General features: G+C 51.8%; 17 protein-coding genes. 8 read left to right on the top strand and 9 right to left on the bottom strand.

Annotation, left to right across the window (positions count from 1 at the left end; translation table 11 throughout):
- Positions 1–368 precede the first annotated feature (368 nt).
- The 3 genes from UF64_RS02910 to UF64_RS02900 are packed head-to-tail and all read left to right on the top strand — an operon-like array spanning position 369 to position 6,264.
- A complete protein-coding gene (locus UF64_RS02910) occupies positions 369–3,026 on the top strand; it encodes a DNA methyltransferase (RefSeq protein WP_044827112.1) in 2,658 nt (885 codons plus the stop codon).
- The gene (locus UF64_RS02905; RefSeq protein ID WP_044827111.1) at positions 3,027–5,042 is read left to right on the top strand and encodes a DEAD/DEAH box helicase; all 2,016 of its coding nucleotides are present in this window, start codon (positions 3,027–3,029) and stop codon (positions 5,040–5,042) included. It begins immediately after the preceding gene.
- A gap of 1 nt (position 5,043) precedes the next feature.
- The gene (locus tag UF64_RS02900) at positions 5,044–6,264 is read left to right on the top strand and encodes a GIY-YIG nuclease family protein (protein WP_052657424.1); all 1,221 of its coding nucleotides are present in this window, start codon (positions 5,044–5,046) and stop codon (positions 6,262–6,264) included.
- Positions 6,265–6,269: 5 nt separating this feature from the next.
- Here the strand turns inward: UF64_RS02900 and UF64_RS21130 are convergent, their stop codons facing one another.
- On the bottom strand, positions 6,270–6,488 hold the full coding sequence (locus tag UF64_RS21130) for a helix-turn-helix domain-containing protein (protein WP_044827109.1): 219 nt from the start codon (positions 6,486–6,488) through the stop codon (positions 6,270–6,272).
- Positions 6,489–6,591: 103 nt separating this feature from the next.
- Between UF64_RS21130 and UF64_RS02890 the strand changes: the two genes are divergently transcribed.
- The 3 genes from UF64_RS02890 (at position 6,592) to UF64_RS02880 (ending at position 9,405) form a co-directional block, all read left to right on the top strand.
- Positions 6,592–7,545, top strand: coding sequence for a hypothetical protein (locus tag UF64_RS02890; protein WP_044827108.1), 954 nt, complete (start codon positions 6,592–6,594; stop codon positions 7,543–7,545).
- 212 nt (positions 7,546–7,757) lie between these two features.
- Positions 7,758–8,093: a plasmid mobilization relaxosome protein MobC gene (mobC, locus tag UF64_RS02885; protein ID WP_044827107.1), complete on the top strand. Its 336-nt coding sequence runs from the start codon at positions 7,758–7,760 to the stop codon at positions 8,091–8,093.
- A gap of 4 nt (positions 8,094–8,097) precedes the next feature.
- Positions 8,098–9,405: a hypothetical protein gene (locus UF64_RS02880; RefSeq protein ID WP_044827106.1), complete on the top strand. Its 1,308-nt coding sequence runs from the start codon at positions 8,098–8,100 to the stop codon at positions 9,403–9,405.
- Positions 9,406–9,707: 302 nt separating this feature from the next.
- Here the strand turns inward: UF64_RS02880 and UF64_RS02875 are convergent, their stop codons facing one another.
- From UF64_RS02875 to hutI, 7 genes are all read right to left on the bottom strand, one after another.
- Positions 9,708–11,255, bottom strand: a complete 1,548-nt coding sequence (locus UF64_RS02875; protein ID WP_044827105.1) for a TRAP transporter large permease subunit — start codon at positions 11,253–11,255, stop codon at positions 9,708–9,710.
- Positions 11,255–11,776 (bottom strand): TRAP transporter small permease subunit, encoded by a 522-nt coding sequence (locus UF64_RS02870; protein ID WP_044827104.1) that lies wholly within the window; start codon positions 11,774–11,776, stop codon positions 11,255–11,257. The genes UF64_RS02875 and UF64_RS02870 overlap by 1 nt, the downstream gene beginning before the upstream one ends.
- A gap of 75 nt (positions 11,777–11,851) precedes the next feature.
- Positions 11,852–12,946 carry a TRAP transporter substrate-binding protein gene (locus tag UF64_RS02865; RefSeq protein WP_044827103.1) on the bottom strand — a complete coding sequence of 365 codons (1,095 nt, stop codon included), beginning with the start codon at positions 12,944–12,946 and terminating at the stop codon, positions 11,852–11,854.
- Positions 12,947–13,023: 77 nt separating this feature from the next.
- On the bottom strand, positions 13,024–14,700 hold the full coding sequence (gene hutU, locus UF64_RS02860) for a urocanate hydratase (RefSeq protein WP_044827102.1): 1,677 nt from the start codon (positions 14,698–14,700) through the stop codon (positions 13,024–13,026).
- Entirely contained in the window at positions 14,697–15,500 is an 804-nt protein-coding gene (hutG, locus tag UF64_RS02855; protein WP_044827101.1) for an N-formylglutamate deformylase, read from the bottom strand. The genes hutU and hutG overlap by 4 nt, the downstream gene beginning before the upstream one ends.
- 2 nt (positions 15,501–15,502) lie before the next feature.
- Positions 15,503–17,044: a histidine ammonia-lyase gene (gene hutH, locus UF64_RS02850; RefSeq protein WP_044827100.1), complete on the bottom strand. Its 1,542-nt coding sequence runs from the start codon at positions 17,042–17,044 to the stop codon at positions 15,503–15,505.
- Positions 17,045–17,095: 51 nt separating this feature from the next.
- Positions 17,096–18,310 carry an imidazolonepropionase gene (hutI, locus tag UF64_RS02845; RefSeq protein WP_044827099.1) on the bottom strand — a complete coding sequence of 405 codons (1,215 nt, stop codon included), beginning with the start codon at positions 18,308–18,310 and terminating at the stop codon, positions 17,096–17,098.
- 82 nt (positions 18,311–18,392) lie between these two features.
- Between hutI and UF64_RS02840 the strand changes: the two genes are divergently transcribed.
- Both UF64_RS02840 and UF64_RS02835 read left to right on the top strand, forming a co-directional pair.
- The gene (locus tag UF64_RS02840) at positions 18,393–19,766 is read left to right on the top strand and encodes a formimidoylglutamate deiminase (RefSeq protein ID WP_044827098.1); all 1,374 of its coding nucleotides are present in this window, start codon (positions 18,393–18,395) and stop codon (positions 19,764–19,766) included.
- Complete coding sequence (locus tag UF64_RS02835) at positions 19,763–20,464, top strand: GntR family transcriptional regulator (protein ID WP_044827097.1); 702 nt, start codon at positions 19,763–19,765, stop codon at positions 20,462–20,464. Before UF64_RS02840 ends, UF64_RS02835 begins: the two co-directional genes overlap by 4 nt.
- Before the next feature lie 37 nt (positions 20,465–20,501).
- Here UF64_RS02835 and UF64_RS02830 read toward each other — a convergent pair whose 3' ends face one another.
- Positions 20,502–21,455: a D-2-hydroxyacid dehydrogenase family protein gene (locus UF64_RS02830; RefSeq protein WP_044827096.1), complete on the bottom strand. Its 954-nt coding sequence runs from the start codon at positions 21,453–21,455 to the stop codon at positions 20,502–20,504.
- Between the last annotated feature and the right edge of the window lie 5 nt (positions 21,456–21,460).

Raw genomic sequence — 21,460 nt, 5'->3', positions numbered from 1 at the left:
ATAAAATAATGATGATTCCAATGTTGTGGTAAATGTTTTAGAAAATGTTTTAGGAAATATAATTAGGTAACCATTGTTTGTCTAATTGGGTTTTTGAAAGGGAGGTTCCGGCCTCCTCTTCAGGGTAGGGGTGTTAGTCCTGCAACGGGGCATGTCAGCAAAACAGAGTGAGATAACGGATAACCGGTATCTTTTAGGTTGCAAAGACTGTCTACGTTATGATGCTGTCATCTTATCTTTCGAATAGAGAGAGCAGACCGTTTCAAGGTCATACTATTATCTGGGGAAGATTGAAGCTCTCCAATACCCTTAGTTCTGTGACACCTTATTCTTTAAGAAGCATCAAGCTCACCAAGGACCAAAGAAGAATGAATATTGCTGAAATTGAAATGGCTCTGGCTACCATCGCAGAACACGAATTTGATAAGGCAGGGTTCCCATTTCAGTTCATCGAGTGTTTTAAGGTCCCAAAAGCAACTGTCACGAAGCTCAAAGGAACCATGAATAAGGCTGCGGGGCAGGGGGAGCTCCTGTGGCCCAAGAAGCTGTACTGCAAGCCCTGTAAAGAAGGTGATGTAGAACAAGCGCTCGATGCCATGATGGATGAAGGTCTGACCAAGACCCATAAGCCACAGTATCTTTTGGTGACCGATGGGGTGAAATTCTCTGCCTATGACCGGAGTAGAGAAATTTATCAACATGGTGATTTTTCGGCGCTGAATGAGAGTTTCGACTTCTTCTTGTCGCTTGCCGGTATTGAGCGATACGAAGCTGTTGAAGAAGCTCTGGCGGATATCAGGGCCGCAGGCCGCCTGGCAAAGTTCTATGACGCTGTACTAGCCGATAATCCTGATTGGAACGATGAAGGACACGTTCACACGATAAACCTGTTTCTGACCCGGGTTCTGTTTTGCATGTTCGCAGAAGACACGGGGATTTTTGAGCAGGATTTATTCTCCAAATCGTTGAATGAATATACTGATATTAATGGTGGAGACGTAGGCCATTTTCTTGACCAGATTTTCACGGTCATGGATACGTCTGACAAAGAAAGAGTAAATCTTCCGGGCTTTGTATGTGCCTTCCCCTACGTAAACGGAGGATTGTTCAAAGACCGTATTGAAATTCCAAAGTTTACACGGCTGTCTCGCCGCCTACTGATTGAGGCAGCACGCCTAAACTGGCGGGAAATTAATCCAGATATATTTGGTTCCATGATTCAGGCGGTTGTTGAGCCTGGAATGCGTGGTGACTTGGGGATGCACTACACCTCTGTCCCCAATATTATGAAGGTGCTTCAGCCCTTGTTTTTGCTGGATTTGGAAAAGCAATTTGCAGACAGCCAGGACAGTGTAGGCAAGCTGAATAAGTTGCATCAAAGGTTGGCAAAAATACGAGTATTTGACCCCGCCTGTGGCTCTGGCAACTTCCTTATTATTGCCTATCGGGAACTCCGTAAGCTTGAATTGCGAATTTACAAGCGCCTCAGAGAATTAACCGGTGAACTGGGTTGGAAATGGTCAGAGGTTAAGCTTTCCAACTTTTATGGTATCGAATTTGCCGATTTTGCCTCTGAAACAGCAAAGCTGTCGCTCTGGATAGCTGAATATCAAATGAATCGGAAATTTGCTGATATCTTTGGGGATGCTCCTCCTGCTCTTCCTTTGACTGAAAGTGGCAATGTTTTTCATGGGAATGCATGCTTTCTTGATTGGGCAGAGATTTGCCCACCATCTGACATTCATGAAACTTATATAGCAGGTAATCCACCTTTTTTGGGGGCGAGAGAGCAAAAAACAGACCAAAAGAAAGATATTCGTCATGTTTTGAAGGGATACACAGGTGTAAATAGTCTGGATTATGTTTGTGCGTGGTTTGAAAAATCTGCCAAATATTTGCAGATTTCTGATGGGAAAGCTGCGTTCGTGGCAACGAATTCTGTGTGCCAAGGGCAGTCAGTATCTTTGTTTTGGTATGAATTATTTAAGCATGATGTTGAAATCGACTTTGCGCATACAACCTTCCAATGGAGTAATAATGCTAAGAAAAATGCTTCTGTTAAATGTGTGGTTGTTGGAATAAGAAGAAAATCTACGCAACCTAAATATCTTTACTGTGACGGTCAGAAATCATTGGTGGGTAATATATCCCCTTACTTGACAGCATCTGACACTATATTTGTCGGTAAAATTAGTGCCGCTCCGCCTGATAGACCCGAATTGGTTATGGGAAATCAGGCAATTGACGGGGGATTTTTAATCCTAGAATCAGACGAAAAGGATAATTTGGTTTCTGAATATCCAGAATCCGAGAAATACCTGCGCCCTGTCCAATCTGCTAATGACTTTATGTCTGGTATATCGAGATACGTTATTTGGTTAAATAAAGATGATTTAGCGGAAGCATTACTTATTCCACCAATTAAAAGAAGAGTCTTGTCTGTTAAGGAATATAGAGAGAATGGTGGAGAGGTTGCTCGGTCACTTGCCCACATTCCGTATCGTTTCAGATATATACATGAGGCTACAGACTCGATGATTGTTGTTCCTAGAACAACATCGGAAAACAGATTTTATCTTCCAATTGGGTTAGTGTCTTCAGAGACAATATTAACCGATGCACTTCAAGTGATTTACGACCCGGAAATATATATCTTCTCTGTATTGTCTTCGAAAATTCATATGGTTTGGACATTAGCAGTTGCTGGACGCCTTAAATCTGACCCTAGGTATTCGAATACACTAGTTTACAATACCTTTCCTCTCCCCAAACTCTCAGAAGGAGAAAAGGAGACTCTTGAAGGCTTGGCTTGGGAAATTATCGAAGCGAGAGGTGCTCATGCAGGAAAAAACCTGAGAAGCTTGTATGACCCTAAGAAAATGCCTGAGGACTTACTGAAGGTGCATCGAAAACTCGATGAGGTTTTTGAGGCTATGTATCGGGACGAGCCATTTAAAAACGATACGGAGCGCCTTGAGCACCTTTTCAAGATGTATGCGAAAATGACCAGGAAAAAGGCTGGATAGATGCAGGATTTCGTCAGAGTGAATTATGCCAGGTCTGGAGAAAGCCAAGCCTCTAATAAGATGGGCATGAGGGCAATGCAGGCCAGAGTTTTTCAAAACAGGCATTCCCAGTATCTTCTCGTGAAAGCCCCACCTGCATCAGGCAAATCCCGTGCATTGATGTTTATCGGTCTCGATAAGCTTGAAAATCAGGGCATTCGAAAAGTTATTGTAGCTGTTCCCGAGCGTTCCATTGGTTCTTCGTTCAAGAATACCAACCTGACTGAGCATGGATTTTTTAGGGATTGGCAAGTTGAAGATGAATGGAACCTTTGCAAGGCAGGCGGTGCAAAGGGCAAAGTTCAGTCATTTCTGAGTTTTATGGAGTCAGATGATGAAATTCTAGTGTGCACCCATTCGACACTGCGTTTCGCCTTTGAAGAAATCATAGCAACAAAAGGTATTGGTGCTTTTGATGATTGCTTGCTGGCAATTGATGAGTTTCATCATGTGTCAGCAGATGCGACCAGTAAGCTGGGCGAACTGGTAAGATTGCTTATTCAGGCAGATAATGCTCATCTGGTTGCAATGACAGGTTCTTATTTCCGGGGCGATGCTACGCCTGTTTTAAGGCCAGAGGACGAAGAAAAGTTCAATCGGGTTTCCTATACGTATTATGAGCAGTTGAACGGCTACAAGCACCTTAAAACGCTTGGAATAGGCTATCATTTTTATCGAGGCCGATATATCGACGCGATTAATGAAATTCTGGACCCGGACAAGAAAACCATAGTGCATATTCCTCATGTTGGTGGTGCAGCCGCATTGGGGGATAAATACTTTGAAACAGACAGTATCATTGACCATCTGGGAAAAATCCTGAGCCAAGACCCTTTGACCGGGTTCTACAGCGTTCAGACCAAGGATGGGGTTGTTATCAAAGTTGCTGACCTAGTTACGGAGGATGGGCGAGAGCAGGTTATTGAAGGCCTTCGGACAATTGAAAAGCGTGAAGACCTTGACGTTATTATTGCCTTGGGGATGGCAAAGGAAGGTTTTGACTGGATATGGTGCGAACATGCTCTGACCATTGGCTATAAAGGGTCGCTGACTGAAGTAATTCAGATTATCGGGCGAACCACCCGTGATGCCCCTGGTAAAGAACATGCACAATTTACCAATTTGATAGCCGAGCCTGATGCGACCCAGGACAGGGTGACTGATGCTGTTAACAATATGCTGAAGGCGATTGCAGCATCCTTGTTGATGGAGCAGGTGCTTGCGCCGAATTTCAAGTTCAAGACCCATAAAGGCGATGATGAAATTGATGGTTCCAAGCCCGATGTTGATGTTTCGACAACTGGTGATGGGCCGGAAATTGCGATTAAAGGCTTTAAGGAGCCAAGCAGTGACAAGGTGAAGCAAATCATTGAAAGTGATATTGCGGACCTTACAGCAGCAATTTTCCAGAATGAAGACGTTCTTCGGGCTGCGATGAATCCCGATGAAATTGCCCCGGAAGTTGTCAATCAGGTGTTCATTCCAAAGGTGATTGAGCAGAAATACAAAGATTTGACGGAGGAAGAGATTGAAGAAATCCGTCAACATGTCGTTGCCAATGCCGTTTTCACGAACACCAATGATGAAATTGATGATGAGGAAGCCAAGGCAAAGAAAGACCTTGGTTTCGTGCGGCTAGCAGAGAAATTTATCAATCTTGATGACCTCGATATTGATTTGATTGATAGCATCAATCCGTTCCAATTGGCCTATGAGGTCATGTCCAAATCTGTAGACGCTGCGGTTCTAAGTCGAATCCATCAAACTATTACTGCAAAGAAAATAGCAATGTCTAAGGAGGAAGCAGAAGTCCTCTATCCACGTATCAAAAAGTTTCACGCAGAGCATGGTCGTGAACCGGATTTGGCTTCGCAAAACCCAATGGAAAAGCGGATGGCTGAGGCCTTGGCCTGGATTAGGGAGGCCAAGCGGAAGAAGAAGGCTGCTGAGATGGCTGCAGGTTTGAACAATGCCTAAGATGTCTCTTGATGACATATTTGACGATGAGCTTGTTGGTGAGGTCGAGGTCAAGGTTAAAGAAGTTGACCCCGAAGCAACGCGGATTCTGTCAAGTTTCGAAGAGATAAACCGGTTTATTGACCGGTATGGCCATGTTCCTGGTGCAGGTGCAGTAAAGCCCTCTGTCTCGGAGAGAAATCTGCAGTTGCGCTTAAAAGGGCTTCTGAAAGACAGAAACGCACTTGAGATACTTGCATCTCATGACCGGCATAATCTGTTGAAGGATGTTGAAAAAAAAAATGCTGAAGTTCCTTCGGTAGGCTCGCCTGGCGAAGTTGAATTTCCAGCAATGAGTCTTGACGAAATTCTTGATTCTGATGACGAGCTTTTATCTACGGAATCAGATGACATTTTTAATATAAAAAATGTTCCAACCAGTGAGCAGAAAAAAGTATCCAAGGCTGATTGGAAATCGGAGCGTATAAAATGCGAGGATTTCGACAAATTCGAACCGCTGTTTGATGAGTGTATGAAAGACCTGAAGTCGGGTCGCAGAAAGGCCATTGAGTTTCAAAAAGAGCAAGAAATTCAAGCGGGCGAATTCTTCATTCTCAATGGGGTTACTGTCTTTGTCGCAGAAGTCGGTGAGACCCAAATCCGAAACGGAAAAAAAAACGCGCGTTTGCGTGTGATTTTTGACAATGGGATGGAGGGAAACAACCTTCTCCGGTCACTTGCTACCGAGCTTTACAAAGACCCGAATGGCAGGCGTATATCTTCACCCGTCAGTGGGCCACTTTTTGAGGATGTGGATGACACTGAAAAAGGTGTCCTGACTGGCGTTGTCTATGTCGTAAGAAGCCTCTCAAATGACCCGTCTATCAAGGCATTGGACGGAAATTTGTTCAAGATTGGTGTTACCAAGGGGACGCTTGAGGACAGGATTAGAAATGCGGTTGAAGATCCAACATTTTTAATGGCTCCAGTACATCCTTTGCGCAGTTTTGCGTTGATGGATGTTGACCCGATAAAGGTCGAAAACCTGCTGCATCGCTTTTTCAGCGAAGCAAGGCTTGATATCGAAATTCAGGACCGATTTGGCAGGTTTGTGAAGCCAAGGGAATGGTTCCTGTTGCCATTGCCCGTAGTGGAAAAAGCAATCCGGTTGCTGTTCGCGGGGACCATAGTTGATTATGAATATGACCCTGGAAATGGGGTAATTGTGCTTCGTAAAACTTGAGTTGTTCACTCTTGTTTTTGCTTCGCAAAGAACTCGACAACTTCGACATTTAAAGCCCCGGCAAGGGCGGCGAGTGTGGTTATTGTAGGGCTGCGTTTGCCGTTTTCAATCTGGCTTAAAAAGCTCGGGGCAAGGCCTGCCCGATGCGAAAGAGCCTCCTGACTCATACCGCTTTTAAGCCTTATCCGACGTAAGTTTGAGCCAACCGTCTCTCGTATGTCCATCGCGAGACGGTAGTGTTTTCAGTGGCCTTTAACCATTTACTATAGTAAAAGATTTGTGCTTTCTGATTAGATAATGAGTAACAATCTCAGAGGAGTATGAAGGTTGGAAAATGCGAGTGAATTTATCCCAGAGAAACGTAGTTGGTTGAAAAACCGATTGGTACTGCAGGTGATATTTCTTGTGGTGGTTGGTCCTCTGATGATTTTTCTTCTGGGGGGGCTATACGCTGAGATGCGCTGGTCACAGAGGTCTTTCTATGAGGCACCATTTACACCTTGGTTGATTACCGCCGCGCTGGTTTTATGGATGCCGTATCGACTGACCAGAAAGCCTTTGGAAAACAAGGTAGCCAATGACCCGCTTGCTAAAGTCGTAATCAGGGCAACCAAGCTCCATTTCGAAAAAGATATGAAAGGAAGTGGTGTTATTTTATGGGCGATGGCTGCGCTATTGGGCGGGCTTCTGCCGAGTTTGATACTTATCCCGATTACATCTCCAAACACCGAGATGGTGTGGTTTTTTGCCCTTCCAATGGTTTTGGGTTGGCGTTTCTTCATTCCCCAATGGTTGGAAAACCGCGAGGTCAGAAATGCTCTTACGGTGACAGCAAAGCTCAGAGAATTTCTTGGTGACGATATCGGCTACTACGTTGCCGGTGATAGAGGCGGCATAGCAATTTCTAGAGATAATCAGACGTTTGCATTTGTGCGCATGGACAAAAAGAAAATAGCCAAGTCTGGAACAGTCGCTTGGAATGACATTAGAAAATGGGGAGAGCGAGAGAGTGTTGCAAATACCATTCGGGCCATCGGCAGAACAACCACAACCGAAGCGATTGATGTTATGAGCTATAATGGTCAGGAGCATAACAAAGCGGCGCAGAACACTGGTTTGTATCTTGAATACGACCTTTCTGACCTTGAAAATGACCGCGTCGTAATACCCCTGAAAAGTTATCAGGCCGCAACTTGGAGTAAGATAATGAGCCGCTTGAAAAATGGCGAACTTGCAAGTGTTGTGGAGCCAGAGTTTGTTCCTGCCGCTCGGGTATCGTAATAAAAATAGGTGCTTATTTTAATGGAGCTCCCTTCTATTTGAAGGGAGCTTTTTTATTTCTTGTTCTATGCATAGGTTTTGCAATCCTAGCAAAATTAAGGTGCCTATTTTTGTAAGCCAGCCGTGTTAATCGTGCCCACGGCACTCAAACATTCTGGCAAGGGGCTCTGCCCCGTTGACCCCGAGTAGACTCCTTAAAACCAATAATAATAATGGAGGTACGTATTATGGTCGCAAGAAATAGGTTTCTAAAAATAAGGGTTAGTGAACAAGAAAAGAAATTATTCAAATCAGGGGCGAACACCTCTGGGATGAATTTATCAGTATGGGCCAGACAGTCTTTGGCCTTGGCAGCACGCAAGAAAACAATTGAGAGCTACAGGGAACTCATCCAAGCAATTTACTCAGTACAGACAGAGTTAAATTGTGTTGGCAACAACATCAATCAGCTTACCCGCTACGCACATAGCAAACATGAACAAGCTGACCTTGTATATATCAAATCCCAGCTTCAGGGGATGTCTGAAAAGATAAACAATCTGAGGTGACCTGATGATTTTGAATACGACGAGAATCAGGACTTCAGGCGGTTTTCGAAACCTCAAGAACCATCTGCTTCACAAAGGCTTGGAGAATGAGCGTATTGAGCTTCTTGCTGGGTGGGAGGGAGATTTTGAAAAGTTCCATCGAGAAGCAGAGTTTGATGGTTGCAAGTTCTCTATGAGGCACATTTCTATCAACGCTGGGCGTCCGATGGGCAATGAGAACGAGCATAGGGCCGTTGAACTTATCCTGAGTGAGTTTAATGCAAATGAAAGGCCTTACATCCTGGTTCGTCATACAAAGAAGTTGTCTGATGGAAGTCCTAACAATCATCTTCATCTGATTGTGCCGGAGAGATTTTTGGGAAGAACTATGGATTCAAAATTTTTCAAAGTGAGAAACGAAAAGATATCTAGGCTACTGGAACTGGAATTCGGACATCAGTTGACGGTTGGCAGGCATAACCGCGCTGTTGCGCAATTTCTATCATCTCAGGGGGATTGTTCAGCATCCCTTCTTCACATTGCAGAAACACCTCGCCCAGTGGCCTCTTTTGGGGCCGCAGAACATCAAGAACTTAAAAGGAAAGGTTTGCATCTTCCTGCCCTCAAACAAGAGGTAAAGCAGGCGTTCAGGGATGCATCTGACATCAGTGTTTTCTCAGAGAAACTGGGTGAAATGAATCTTGTGCTTAGGCGGGGAGAGAAAGCCTTTGTCATTGAGCATGAAAACGGCACGTTTGTTGGTGCCTGTCACAGATTACTAAAAATAAGAAAAATGGAGTTCGACAACTTAATGGAGGAACACAATGGCTCAATTGCAAAACGTCACAGGCACAATACAGAAGACGAAGAAAAATACAGACGACATTCTAAAAATCTTGGAGCAGGAAGATGGCGAGAGCCCACTCAATCTCATGATGGACCTGCTTGCCGAAATCGTCACAGGGCAAAGAATGATTTGTCAAAGGTTGGACTTAATCGAATCACAGATAGAAGGCTTGAAAAGAGGAAGAAGGAAATAGTTCGGCTCTTTACCTCATTGGGTGATAGGTCCCCTTTAGACGAGGAAACGTATCAAGCGGACTACGCCAGTTTTCAAGAAACATCATCTAGAGTTTTGGCAACTTACCAGAGTTTTAAAGATAGCCAGGGAAAGGGGGAGGTGTATCGGCTTATCAGGAATGTTGAGAATGCTATACGGGCTAGCGCGTTTCCTCTTGCTTCGTCGCAAGATAGTGCATCCCTTCAAGCGGAAACAACCGAGGATAAGGTTAGAACGATAAAGCCAGCCCCGAAGTTCTTGCCGCCATTTTGACCTTGCTATGCGTATCGGATGTGTGTACCAAAGACTCAATGAGCCGCACAAATCGGCTTTGAGTGTCGTTTAAATCGTTGTGAAACAACGAACATGATTGGTGTATAATATACTCATAGGGAGTTCGATTCTCCCCGGGGGCACCATCGCTTTTTTCCTGAATGCACAATCGTTGATCTGCAATCCAACTTTACGCTTCCGTCCGCCCAATGCCATGACATGTTTCTCAACATTTGCGGCCGAAGCAAAAAAAACGCCCCGGAACAGTCCAGGGCGCTTTCGTATCTTGTTTGGCGTTTTAATCAGAACACCACACTCGGCAACCAATTGGCGAGTGACGGCCAGAGCCAGATCACGAAGATGCCAAATAGCTGCAGGGCGATGAACGGGACCACACCCTGATAAATCTGGCCGGTGGTGATTTCCGGCGGGGCGGCACTGCGCAGGTAGAACAGCGAGAAGCCAAATGGCGGGGTCAGGAACGATGTTTGCAGGTTGATCGCAATCAGGATCGCCAGCCACACCGGATCGTGGCCCATCATGATCAGGCCCGGCGCAATCAGCGGCAGCAGGATCACCGTGATTTCAACGAAATCAAGGAAGAAGCCGAGAACAAAGATCAGCGCCATGCAAAAGATCAACGCACCCGTCGGACCGCCGGGCATGGATTCCAAAATCTCTGCCACATGGTCCTCACCACCCAGCCCGATAAACACCAGCGAAAACATGCTGGCTGTCAGGATGGTGGCAAAGATCATCGAGCTGACCGTCATGGTCGAGGTCAGGGCTGATTTCAGAATGTCGGTTTTCCATGCCTGACGCAGGCAGGCCAGGATCGCAACGATCCCGATGATCGCCAAGATGACGTAGCCAACACCAAGGGCATAATCAAAACCGGTCAAATCACTGCGCTGGAACCGCACCGGTGCTACCCCGGCCATGACGGCCAGGATTAAAAGTGCGACGGTTCCGGTCAGGACCAGATTGCGGTTCGCCCCCTGACGGACACCGGCCATCAGGATCGCACCAATCGCGCCGACCGATGCGGCCTCAGTCGGGGTGGCAACCCCGCCCAGAATGGCACCCAGTACGGCAATGATCAGAAGCACGGGCGGCAGAACCGCACCGACCACTTCGCCAAGGCTGGGCCGGCCATCATCACTTTGCACCGGCGGCATATCGGCCGGGCGGAACACGCCGCGCAGCAGGATATAAAGGATATAGATCGCAACCAGCGTCAGGCCCGGGGTCAATGCCCCGGCAAAAATCTGTCCGACCGAAATGGTTTCGATCGTGAACTTGCCCTGCTCATATTGCGCCTGCTGATAGGCCGACGACATCACGTCAGAGAGAATAATCAGAAGCGTTGAGGGCGGTATGATCTGACCCAAAGTACCTGCAGTACAGACAAGGCCAGACGCCATTTTGGGATTGTACCCCGTGCGCAACATGGTCGGCAGGGCAATCATGCCCATGGCAATCACGGTGGCACCAACGATGCCGGTCGAGGCCGCAAGCAACGCGCCAACCAGCACAACCGAAATGCCCAAGCCCCCGCGCAACTGGCCAAACAGACGCCCCATGGTATGAAGCAAATCTTCGGCAATGCGCGACCGTTCAAGGATCACACCCATGACAACAAACAGCGGAATGGCGATCAGAACATCATTGGTCAGCGTGCCGAAAACGCGCTGCCCGAAAGCCCCCATCAGGCCGATATTCATCGTATCGGTCAGCCAGCCGAGATAGCCGAAAATAATCGCCGTTCCGGCAATCGAAAATGACACCGGAAAGCCGAGCAGGATGCAGCCCATCAGGGCGGCAAACATCAAAAGATCAAGATATTCCATTACTTCGCACCACCTTGATCTTCAATATTCCCGCGCAGCAAAATCACCTGCCTCAGAAGACAGGCCACGGACTGGATAATCAGCAGAATACAAAAGGCCGGGATCAGCGATTTCAAAAGCCAGACAGCCGGAATGCCGCCGACCGAAATCGCCCCTTCCATCATCGAGATCGAATTGATCACCGACGGCCAGGTCCAGTAAAGCAGGGCCAGCATTGATGGAATTGCCAGAAACAGATAGCCAAAGGTATCAATCCGCGCCTTGGTCTTGTCGGTGGCAGCGGCATAGAAAATGTCCACCCGGACATGGCCATCAACCAACAGCGTATAGCCCGCCCCCAACATGAACAAAGCGGAATGCAGGTAAAGCACGCTTTCATTCAGCGCGATTGAACTGAACCCGAAAACATAGCGCAGCAAGACCACGGTAAACTGCAACAGAACCATCAGAAGTGCGAACCAGCGCACGGTCATTCCGGTCCAGGTGTTTATCTGGTCAAGTGCATCAGCAAGGCGTTGCATGACATCTCCCCGCGAAAGGCACGCCTGAAAAAAGTAACCGGTGCCGGATATTTCCAGCACCGGTCATAACGTCTATCAGAAGCCGAGCGCTTTGGCGCGTGCATTCATCTGACCGTTATCGGCATAGGTCATGTAACCACCGATCAGGTCACGATAGGCAACAAAGCTTTCGGTGACTTTGCGGGTCAGTGCATCGTCGCTTTCGCGAAGCTCTGCAATCACCTCTGCACCGGCGACAGCCATAGCTTCGACAACTTCATCCGGAAGCTTGCGAACCTGAACACCCTGTTCAGCAACAAGCTGTTTCAGTGCCATGGCGTGCTTGGTTTCGTACTCGGTCCAGACTTCGTTATAAAGGCTGTCTGCTGCGAACTTCACAACCGCCTGCAGGTCTTCCGGAAGGTCGGCGAAGGCTTTGGCATTAACCGCGCATTCCTCGGCCGAGGACGGTTCGCCAACACCCGGCCAGTAGTAGTTCTTGGCAACCTGATAGAAGCCAAGTGCGCTGTCACTCCACGGACCGATGAACTCACCGGCATCAAGGGCACCGGACTGCAGGGCCTGGAACATGTCACGACCGCCCATGGCCTGAACCGCCATGCCGAGTTTCGCACACATTTCCGAAGCCAGACCGGTGGTACGGAACTTAAGACCCTTAAGGTCATCGACCGAGTTGATTTCGTTGCGGAACCAACCTGCCCACTGCGGGCCGGAGTTGCCGCACAGGAACGGCTTCAGGCCGAACTGACCATAGATTTCGTCATAAAGCTCCTGACCACCGCCATAGTTCAGCCAGCCAACCTGTTCATCTGCACGCAGACCAAACGGCTGGGAGCCGAACAGAAGGATGCCTTTGGATTTCGAACCCCAATAGGCCGGAACCGCGTGATAGATCTCGGCCGTGCCTTCGGCAACTGCATCAAACACGCCATTGCCCGGTACCAGTTCGCCAGCGGCATGGAGTTTGACTTCAAGACGACCACCCGAAAGGGTCGTAATACGGTCTGCCAGTTTCTGCGCAGCGACACCCGGCCCAGGCAGGTTTTTCGGCCATGCGGTGACCATGTTCCACTGGCGCTTGTCCTGTGCGATGGCAGGGGTTGCGAATGTTGCAGCGGCCGCTGCACCTGCGCCGGCAACACCGGCGGTCAGAAATTCACGTCTTTTCATGTTAAGAAGCCTCCTTGAATGTACCCTGATAGGGCGATGTAAGGGCAATCGTCATTGCCCCTACGTGAAAGTTCGACTTATTTGCCGAGAATCCCGGGCAGGTTCAGCCCGTGTTCCCGTGCGCAATCCAGTGCGATGTCATATCCCGCATCCGCATGACGCATCACACCGGTTGCCGGATCGTTCCAAAGGACGCGTTCGACCCTGCGTGCGGCATCTTCCGTGCCGTCACAGCAAATCACCATGCCGGAATGCTGCGAAAAGCCCATTCCGACACCGCCGCCATGATGCAGCGAAACCCAGGTTGCCCCGGACGCCGTGTTCAGCAGCGCATTCAAAAGCGGCCAGTCACTGACCGCATCCGAGCCATCTTTCATAGCTTCGGTCTCCCGGTTCGGACTTGCAACCGAACCGCTGTCAAGATGATCACGCCCGATCACGACCGGGGCTTTCAATTCATCATTCTTGACCATTTCGTTGAACGCCATGCCAAGGCGATGGCGCTGCCCCAGACCGACCCAGCAAATGCGTGCCGGCAGCCCCTGGAAGGAAATGTGCTCGCGTGCCATGTCCAGCCAGTTATGCAGGTGCGGATCATCGGGGATCAGTTCCTTGACCTTCTGGTCGGTCTTGTAGATGTCCTCCGGATCACCCGAAAGGGCTGCCCAGCGGAACGGACCAATGCCCTTGCAAAACAGCGGGCGGATATAGGCCGGAACGAAGCCCGGGAAGGCAAATGCGTTCTCGAACCCTTCTTCAAGCGCCATCTGACGGATGTTGTTGCCGTAATCGACTGTCGGAATGCCCGCGTCGTGGAAGGCAACCATGGCTTCGACCTGAACGCGCATCGATGCGCGCGCGGCTCTGGAAACTGCCTTGGGGTCGGATTCCTGTTTTTCGCGCCATTCGGCAACGCTCCAACCCTGCGGCAGGTATCCATGTACCGGGTCATGTGCTGAGGTCTGGTCGGTCACAATATCCGGGCGAACGCCACGCTTGACCAGTTCCGGGAAGACATCGGCTGCGTTACCGATCAGGGCAACGGACTTGGCTTCGCCTGCCTTGGTCCAGCGCTCGATCATTTCAAGCGCCTCATCAAGCGAATGGGTTTTCTCATCGACATAGCGGGTGCGCAGGCGGAAGTCGGCACGGGTTTCATCGCACTCGACCGCAAGGCAGCAGGCACCAGCCATTACAGCTGCCAACGGCTGTGCGCCACCCATGCCGCCAAGGCCACCGGTCAGGATCCATTTGCCGGTCAGGTTGCCGTCATAATGCTGGCGGCCAGCCTCGACAAAGGTTTCATAGGTGCCCTGAACGATGCCCTGTGACCCGATATAAATCCACGACCCCGCGGTCATCTGGCCATACATTGCCAGACCCTTTTTATCGAGTTCGTTGAAATGGTCCCAGTTGGCCCAATGCGGGACAAGGTTGGAGTTCGCAATCAGAACACGCGGCGCATCCTTATGGGTGCGAAACACGCCAACCGGCTTGCCCGACTGCACCAGAAGGGTCTGGTCGTCTTCGAGTTCCTTGAGGCTGGCAACGATCTGATCGAAGTCTTTCCAGGTGCGCGCAGCCCGGCCAATGCCGCCATAGACAACCAGCTCATGCGGGTTTTCGGCCACATCCGGATGCAGGTTGTTCATCAGCATGCGCATCGGCGCTTCGGTCAGCCAGCTTTTCGCGGAAATTTCGCTCCCGGTGTCGGGATAAATATCACGCTGATTGTGACGCGGATTGTTGGTCATGACTTGCCTCTTAGTGCTGGGGCCAAATCGGCCAGTGTCTTCAGGATTTCGGTAAGATGCGTGCGCAGTTTTGCCGCACGGCTTTCGTCATAGGACCAAGGGGCTTCCTCGGCCGTCAGATAGGTGGATTGCGCCAGTTCCATCTGGATGGCGTGCTGATTGATCTCCGGGCGGCCATAATGACGGGTGGTCCAGCCCCCCTTGAAACGACCGTTCAGAACCGCACTGTATCCTGGGGCCTGCGAACAGATTTCGGATGTCAGCGTCTCGATCATCGGATCGCAGGTCGTGCCCAGATTGGTGCCGACATTGAAGTCCGGCAATGTGCCGTCAAACAGGAACGGAATGTGCGATCGGATCGAATGGCAATCATAGAGGATCGCCACACCATGCTTGGCGCGCACACGTTCAAGCTCGGCCGCCAGTGCCTTATGATAAGGCGTATGGAAGTTTTCTGCCCGATAGGCGATGTCATCTTCGGTCGGCGCCACGTCCCAGATGTTTTCGCCGTCAAAATCGGTTAACGGCACAAGGGTCGTGGTGTTCTGGCCAGGATAAAGGCTGACGCCTTCGGGATCGCGATTGGCATCAATCACATAACGATGGAATGTCGCACGCACCGTCGTCGCACCATCCAGTACCCCGTCATACAGGGTATGGATATGCCAGTCGGTATCGGCCAGTTCGCGGCCACGGTCATTCAGCTTTGTGGCAATATTATCGGGCACATAGGTGCCGGTATGGGGCAGGCCCAAAACAATCGGGCTATCACCGCGTTTGATTTCAACCGGGTTGGTCATGATTATGCAGCCTCTCCGACGACAAAGCCCGACAGCTTGGCGGCAGCCACAAGTGCGCCTTGACTGACAAGCTCGGCGGCCTTCGCCAAGTCTGGCGCCATGTAACGGTCTTCCTTAACGGTCGGGATATCGGCGCGCACGGATTTCAGAACATTCAAAAGCCCCGGGCTGGTCTTAAGCGGTGCACGGAATTCAACGCCCTGTGCGGCACAGATCAGCTCGACACCAAGGATGTTTGAAAGGTTGGCATTCATCCGTGCCAGTCGGCGTGCGCCGTGGGCGGCCATCGATACATGGTCTTCCTGATTGGCGCTGGTCGGTGTGCTGTCGGTCGAACACGGATTGGCCAGATGTTTGTTCTCACTCATCAGCGCTGCCGTCGTGACCTCGGCGATCATCAGACCGGAATTCAGGCCCGGCTCCGGGGTCAGGAATGGCGGCAGATCATGCGACAGGGTCGGGTCGACCATCAGTGCGACACGGCGCTGGGCAATCGCCCCGATTTCGGCAACGGCAAGTGCGATCTGATCGGCGGCAAAGGCGACCGGTTCGGCGTGGAAGTTGCCGCCCGAAACGATGCGGCCATCTTCCTTCAGAACCAGCGGGTTGTCGGTGACGGCATTGGCTTCGATTTCAAGCGTCTGACCGGCAAAGCGCAGCAAATCCATCGCCGCCCCGGTGACCTGCGGCTGGCAGCGGATGCAATAGGGGTCCTGAACGCGGGTATCGCCTTCACGATGGCTTTCGCGGATTTCCGATCCGGTCATCAGATCGCGCATCGCACGCGCGACATTGATCTGGCCCGGATGACCGCGAAGGGTATGGATTTCATCAACCAGCGGGGCGGTCGATCCCATGATGGCATCGGTCGAAAGCGATGCGGTGACGATTGAACTTGCCGCATTGCGCCATGCTGAAAACAGCCCGACCAGCGCGCAGGCAGTCGAAAACTGTGTGCCGTTAATCAGGGCCAGCCCCTCTTTCGGGCCCAGAACCACTGGCGTCAGCCCCGCTTTGGCGAGCGCTTCATTGCCAGGCAGGGTTTCGCCATCATAGTGGGCTTCGCCAGCCCCGATCATGACGGCTGCCATATGGGCAAGTGGCGCCAGATCGCCCGATGCGCCGACCGATCCTTGCGACGGCACAACCGGCGTCACGCCCTTGGCAAGCATACCCTCGATCAGTTCGATCAGGTCCCAGCGCACACCTGATGCACCGCGGCCAAGCGACAGCAGTTTTAGTGCCATCATCAAACGGGTGGTTGCGATATCAAGCGGTTCCCCCACGCCACAGCAATGGCTCAGGATCAGGTTGCGTTGCAGGGTTTCGGTATCTTCCGGGGCAATCTTGACTGAGGCCAGTTTGCCAAAGCCCGTATTCACACCATAGACCGCCTCACTGCCCTCGGCTGCCTTGCGGACCATCTCGCTTGCGGCTTCGACACCGGCACGGGCTGCGGGATCAAGTTTGACTGCGACCTGATCACGCCAGATGCGTTCAAGCTCTGCCAGTTTGACCGAAGCGGGGATAAGGGTGACAGTCATAATCTATCCTTAAGGGCACAGGTTGATGCGGTAGCGCAGGTGTCTTTGGGCTCAGACGGCGGTGCTTTCCCCGCCAACAATGCGTTCGAACAGCGGGTTGAAGCCGATGCGATATGAAAGCTCGGCCGGGTGTTTGGCGTTCCAGATGGCAAGATCAGCACGCAGGCCTGGTTTGATCCGCCCGGTATCGGACAGGCCAAGGGCGCGTGCGGCATGGGCGGTTGCGCCAACAAGCGCCTCTTCCGGGGTCAGACGGAACAGCGTGCAGGACATGTTCATGGTCAGAAGGATCGATGCCAGTGGCGATGTGCCCGGGTTGCAGTCGGTTGCAACAGCCATCGGCACGCCGTGTTTGCGAAACGCTTCAATCGGCGGCAGTTGGGTTTCGTGCAGGGTGTAAAACGCACCGGGCAGAAGGACTGCGACCGAGCCTGATTTGGCCATGGCAATCGCGTCTTCCTCGGTCGCGTATTCGACGTGATCGACGGAATGCGCGCCATACTCGGCGGCCAGCTTGGTGCCGCCGATGTTGGACAACTGTTCGGCATGCAGCTTGACCGGAATGCCAAGGGCGCGGGCAACCTCAAATACGCGTTTGATCTGATCGGTATTAAAGGCAATGCGTTCGCAGAAGCCGTCAACCGCATCGACCAATCCCTCGGCGTGGGCGGCTTTCAGGGTCGGAATGCAGACCTCATCAATATAGCCGTCCGGATTGTCTTTATATTCGACCGGCACGGCATGGGCGCCAAGGAAGGTGGTCTTGATCCGGACTGCGCGATGATCGGCAATCTTGCGGGCCGCGCGCAGCATGTTGAGTTCGGTCTCTTCGTTCAGGCCATAGCCCGACTTGACCTCGATCACCGACACGCCCTCGGCCAGCAGCGCATCGACGCGCGGCAGGGCAGATGTCAGAAGCTCATCAATCGATGCTTCGCGGGTGGCCTTCACGGTCGAAACAATGCCGCCGCCGGCACGGGCAACTTCTTCGTAGCTTGCCCCCTTCAGGCGCATTTCGAATTCGACCGCGCGGTCGCCGCCATGCACGACATGGGTATGGCAATCAATCAGGGCCGGGGTGATCAGGCGACCCTCAAGGTCGCGGATCTGATCATTTGGGGTGTCTTCAAGATATTGGGCGGGGATGGCGTCATCGGCACCGACCCAATTAATCAGACCATTACTGATGGCAATCGCGCCGCACTCGATCAGGCCATAGCTGTCCTGATCCTCAATCGTGACGATTTTTGCGTTTCGAAGCAGCATCGCGAAGCATCACCCCTTGATAAGTTTGTTATTAAAGATAATATGTACGTACATAATATTTCTGTCAAGACGGGTAGAGGCAATGAAGGTTCTTTGGGCAAATCAGGCACTTACGACAGCGGGCTGGCAAAGCAATGTCCGGATCGAGATCGATGAGAATGGCAGAATTGCTGCGATTCAGGCCGATTCTGCGGCCCCGTCAGATGCCACAAGTAAAACCGATATCCTTCTTCCGGCGATTTCAAACCTGCACAGCCACGCGTTTCAGCGCTCTATGGCTGGCCTGACGGAACGGCGTGGGCCCGATCCGCGCGATACCTTCTGGACCTGGCGGCAATTGATGTTCCGCTTCCTCGATCAGCTGACCCCGGATCACGTGGAGGCGATCGCAGCTTTCGTTCAGATGGAAATGCTGGAAGCCGGTTACGCTAATAATACCGAGTTCCATTACCTGCATCATCGCCCCGGCGGGCATTTGTATGACAATATCGCCGAGATGGCCGAGCGCATTGCCGCCGCCACCGAAATCACCGGCATCGGCCTAACCCTGTTGCCCGTACACTATCAATATGGCGGGTGTGACAAACGCCCGCTCGGCCCGGGCCAGATCCGCTTTGGCAATGATCCCGACCAGTTCATCAAATTGTATGAGGAGTCTGTTCGCGCGGTTAAAAACCTTCCCGCTGATACGGTGATGGGGGTTGCACCGCATTCTTTGCGTGCCGTTGGTCGCGAAGATCTGATTGCCACCAGCCTGCTTTCCAAGGACGGGCCCATTCATATGCATCTGGCCGAACAGCTAGCCGAGGTTGATGAGGTCCGTGACAGCTGGGGCAAGCGCCCGACGGAATGGCTGCTTGAGAATGCTGATGTGAACGCAAATTGGTGCCTGATCCATTGCACGCAGATGGAAGAACACGAAACTCTTGCTCTGGCCAAAACCGGCGCAGTTGCGGGCCTTTGCCCGATCACGGAAAGCAGCCTGGGTGACGGTATCTTTGATGGTGTGCGTTATCTCAATGCCGGGGGTGTGATTGGCGTGGGATCGGATTCCAATATTCGTATCTCGCTTTCGGAAGAACTCCGCACGCTGGAATACAGTCAGCGCCTGCGGGATAATTCCCGCGCGGCTTTGGCAACCGAACAGAAATCAACCGCACGGCGCATTTATGATGCGGCGGCCAAGGGCGGTGCACAGGCGGCCGGGCGTGACGCCGGCCGGATCGAGGTCGGTGCACTGGCCGATTTGATGGCGCTGGATGGTTCGGCGGTTGACCTGATCGGCCGGACAGGCGATACGATCCTCGATACATATATCTTCGCCGGAGATGATCGCATGGTGCGTGATGTCTGGTCGGCCGGTCGCCACGTCGTGACCGAGGGCCACCACATCGCCCATGACGCGATCACCAGCCGGTATCGCAAAGTGATGAAACAACTCAAGGAAGCAGTGTGAGCAGCCTGGAACAGCAAAGCTGGCAATCGGTCCATGACGAGGTTCTGCGCCGCATTCACACCCGTGAGTGGAAACCCGGCGATCTGATCCCCAAGGAAGTCGAACTTGCCGAGCAACTTGGCTGTGCACGCGCCACGGTAAACCGTGCGCTGCGTGAACTGGCATCCGAAGGTTTCCTTGATCGCAGGCGTAAGGCTGGCACACGCGTGGCCGCCCACCCGGTGCGCCGTGCGAAACTTGATATTCCGGTGATCCGCCTTGAGATCGAAGGGCGCGGGCAGAAATATGCCTATGGCCTGCTGTTTAGCGAACGGCGCACACCGCCGCCGGAAATCTGCGCCAATCTGGGCGTGACGGCGGAAAGTGATATGCTGCATATCACCTCGCTCCATCTGGCCGATGGCAAGCCGTTCATGTTTGAAGATCGCTGGGTATCCATTGCGGCAACCCCGACCATCCTTGATGCTGATCTTGATAAAATCAGCGCCAATGAATGGCTGGTTCTGCATGCGCCCTACACGCGCGGGGATATCTATTTTTCCGCGGTCAATGCCAGCGAGACCGAGGCCAAGGTGCTGCGCACCGATCCCGGCACATCGCTTTTCCTGATGGAACGTACCACCTGGGAAAATAATACCGGCATTACATCGGCCAGACTTCTGTTCGCGCCGGGCTATCGCAAGCATTCTGCGATTTAAAACTTCTCCGGCAAGTAAGCATGGTTGTTCCTAGCTGCTACGGCGTGATCACCCGGATCGGTTTGGCTTGTTGCCAAGCCAGAATGGCGTCGACCGTCTGGCCATAAAACACCTTCCAGGTGTTGCGGATGACATAGCCGAGATGCGGACTGAGCAGCAGGTTCTCGCAATGGCGCAGGGGATGGTCGGCGGGTAGAGGTTCCTCGACATACACATCAAGGGCGGCGCCAGCAATCTCGCCGGTATTGAGGGCCTTGATCAGAGCGGTGTCGTCAATGATTGGACCGCGGGATGTGTTGATGAGATAGGCCGTCGGCTTCATAAGCTTGAAATCCGGTTCACTGATCAGCCCGCGGGTGCGATCCGACAGGCGTTGGTGGATGGTGATGAAGTCCGAGGCTTGCAGCAAATCTTTCTTGCTGGGCATGAAAGTTACGCCGAGTTCTTCGCAGCGTTCTGGTGTCAGGTTGGCGCTCCAGGCGCAGACATTCATGTCAAAGGCTTGAGCCATTTTGGCGACCTTCGCACCCAAACGGCCAAGGCCGATAACGCCCAGGGTCGACCCGGCAAGGTCCTGACCGATCCCGACCTGCCAGCCGCCCGCGTGCATGGAAGCGTTTTCGGCAACGATGTTGCGCGCAAGGGCGAGCATCAGGGCAAAGGTGAGTTCCGGCGTTGCGGTGGACGGGGATTCCGTGCCGCAGACCGTAATGCCCAACTCGCTTGCAGTCGCGACGTCAACGGCATCATTGCGTTTGCCGGTGGTGACGATCAGGCGCAGGTTTGGAAGAGCACGCAGAAGATCGCCCGGAAGCGGGGTGCGTTCGCGCATGACACATAGGATCTCAAACGGTCTAAGACGCTCGATCAGCGCATCACGATCCGTAAGGGGGTCGTTGAACACCGTGATCTCGCCGAATTTCTGGACTTCGGACCAGTCGTCGGATTGCAGGGCGAGGTTCTGACAGTCGTCGAGGATGGCAATGCGCATGGTGG

This window comes from Thalassospira sp. HJ (genome assembly GCF_000948415.1).
Classification (GTDB): Bacteria; Pseudomonadota; Alphaproteobacteria; order Rhodospirillales; family Thalassospiraceae; genus Thalassospira.
Note: the sequence above shows the minus strand (reverse complement) of the source record. Positions and strands in the feature narration are given on the sequence as shown.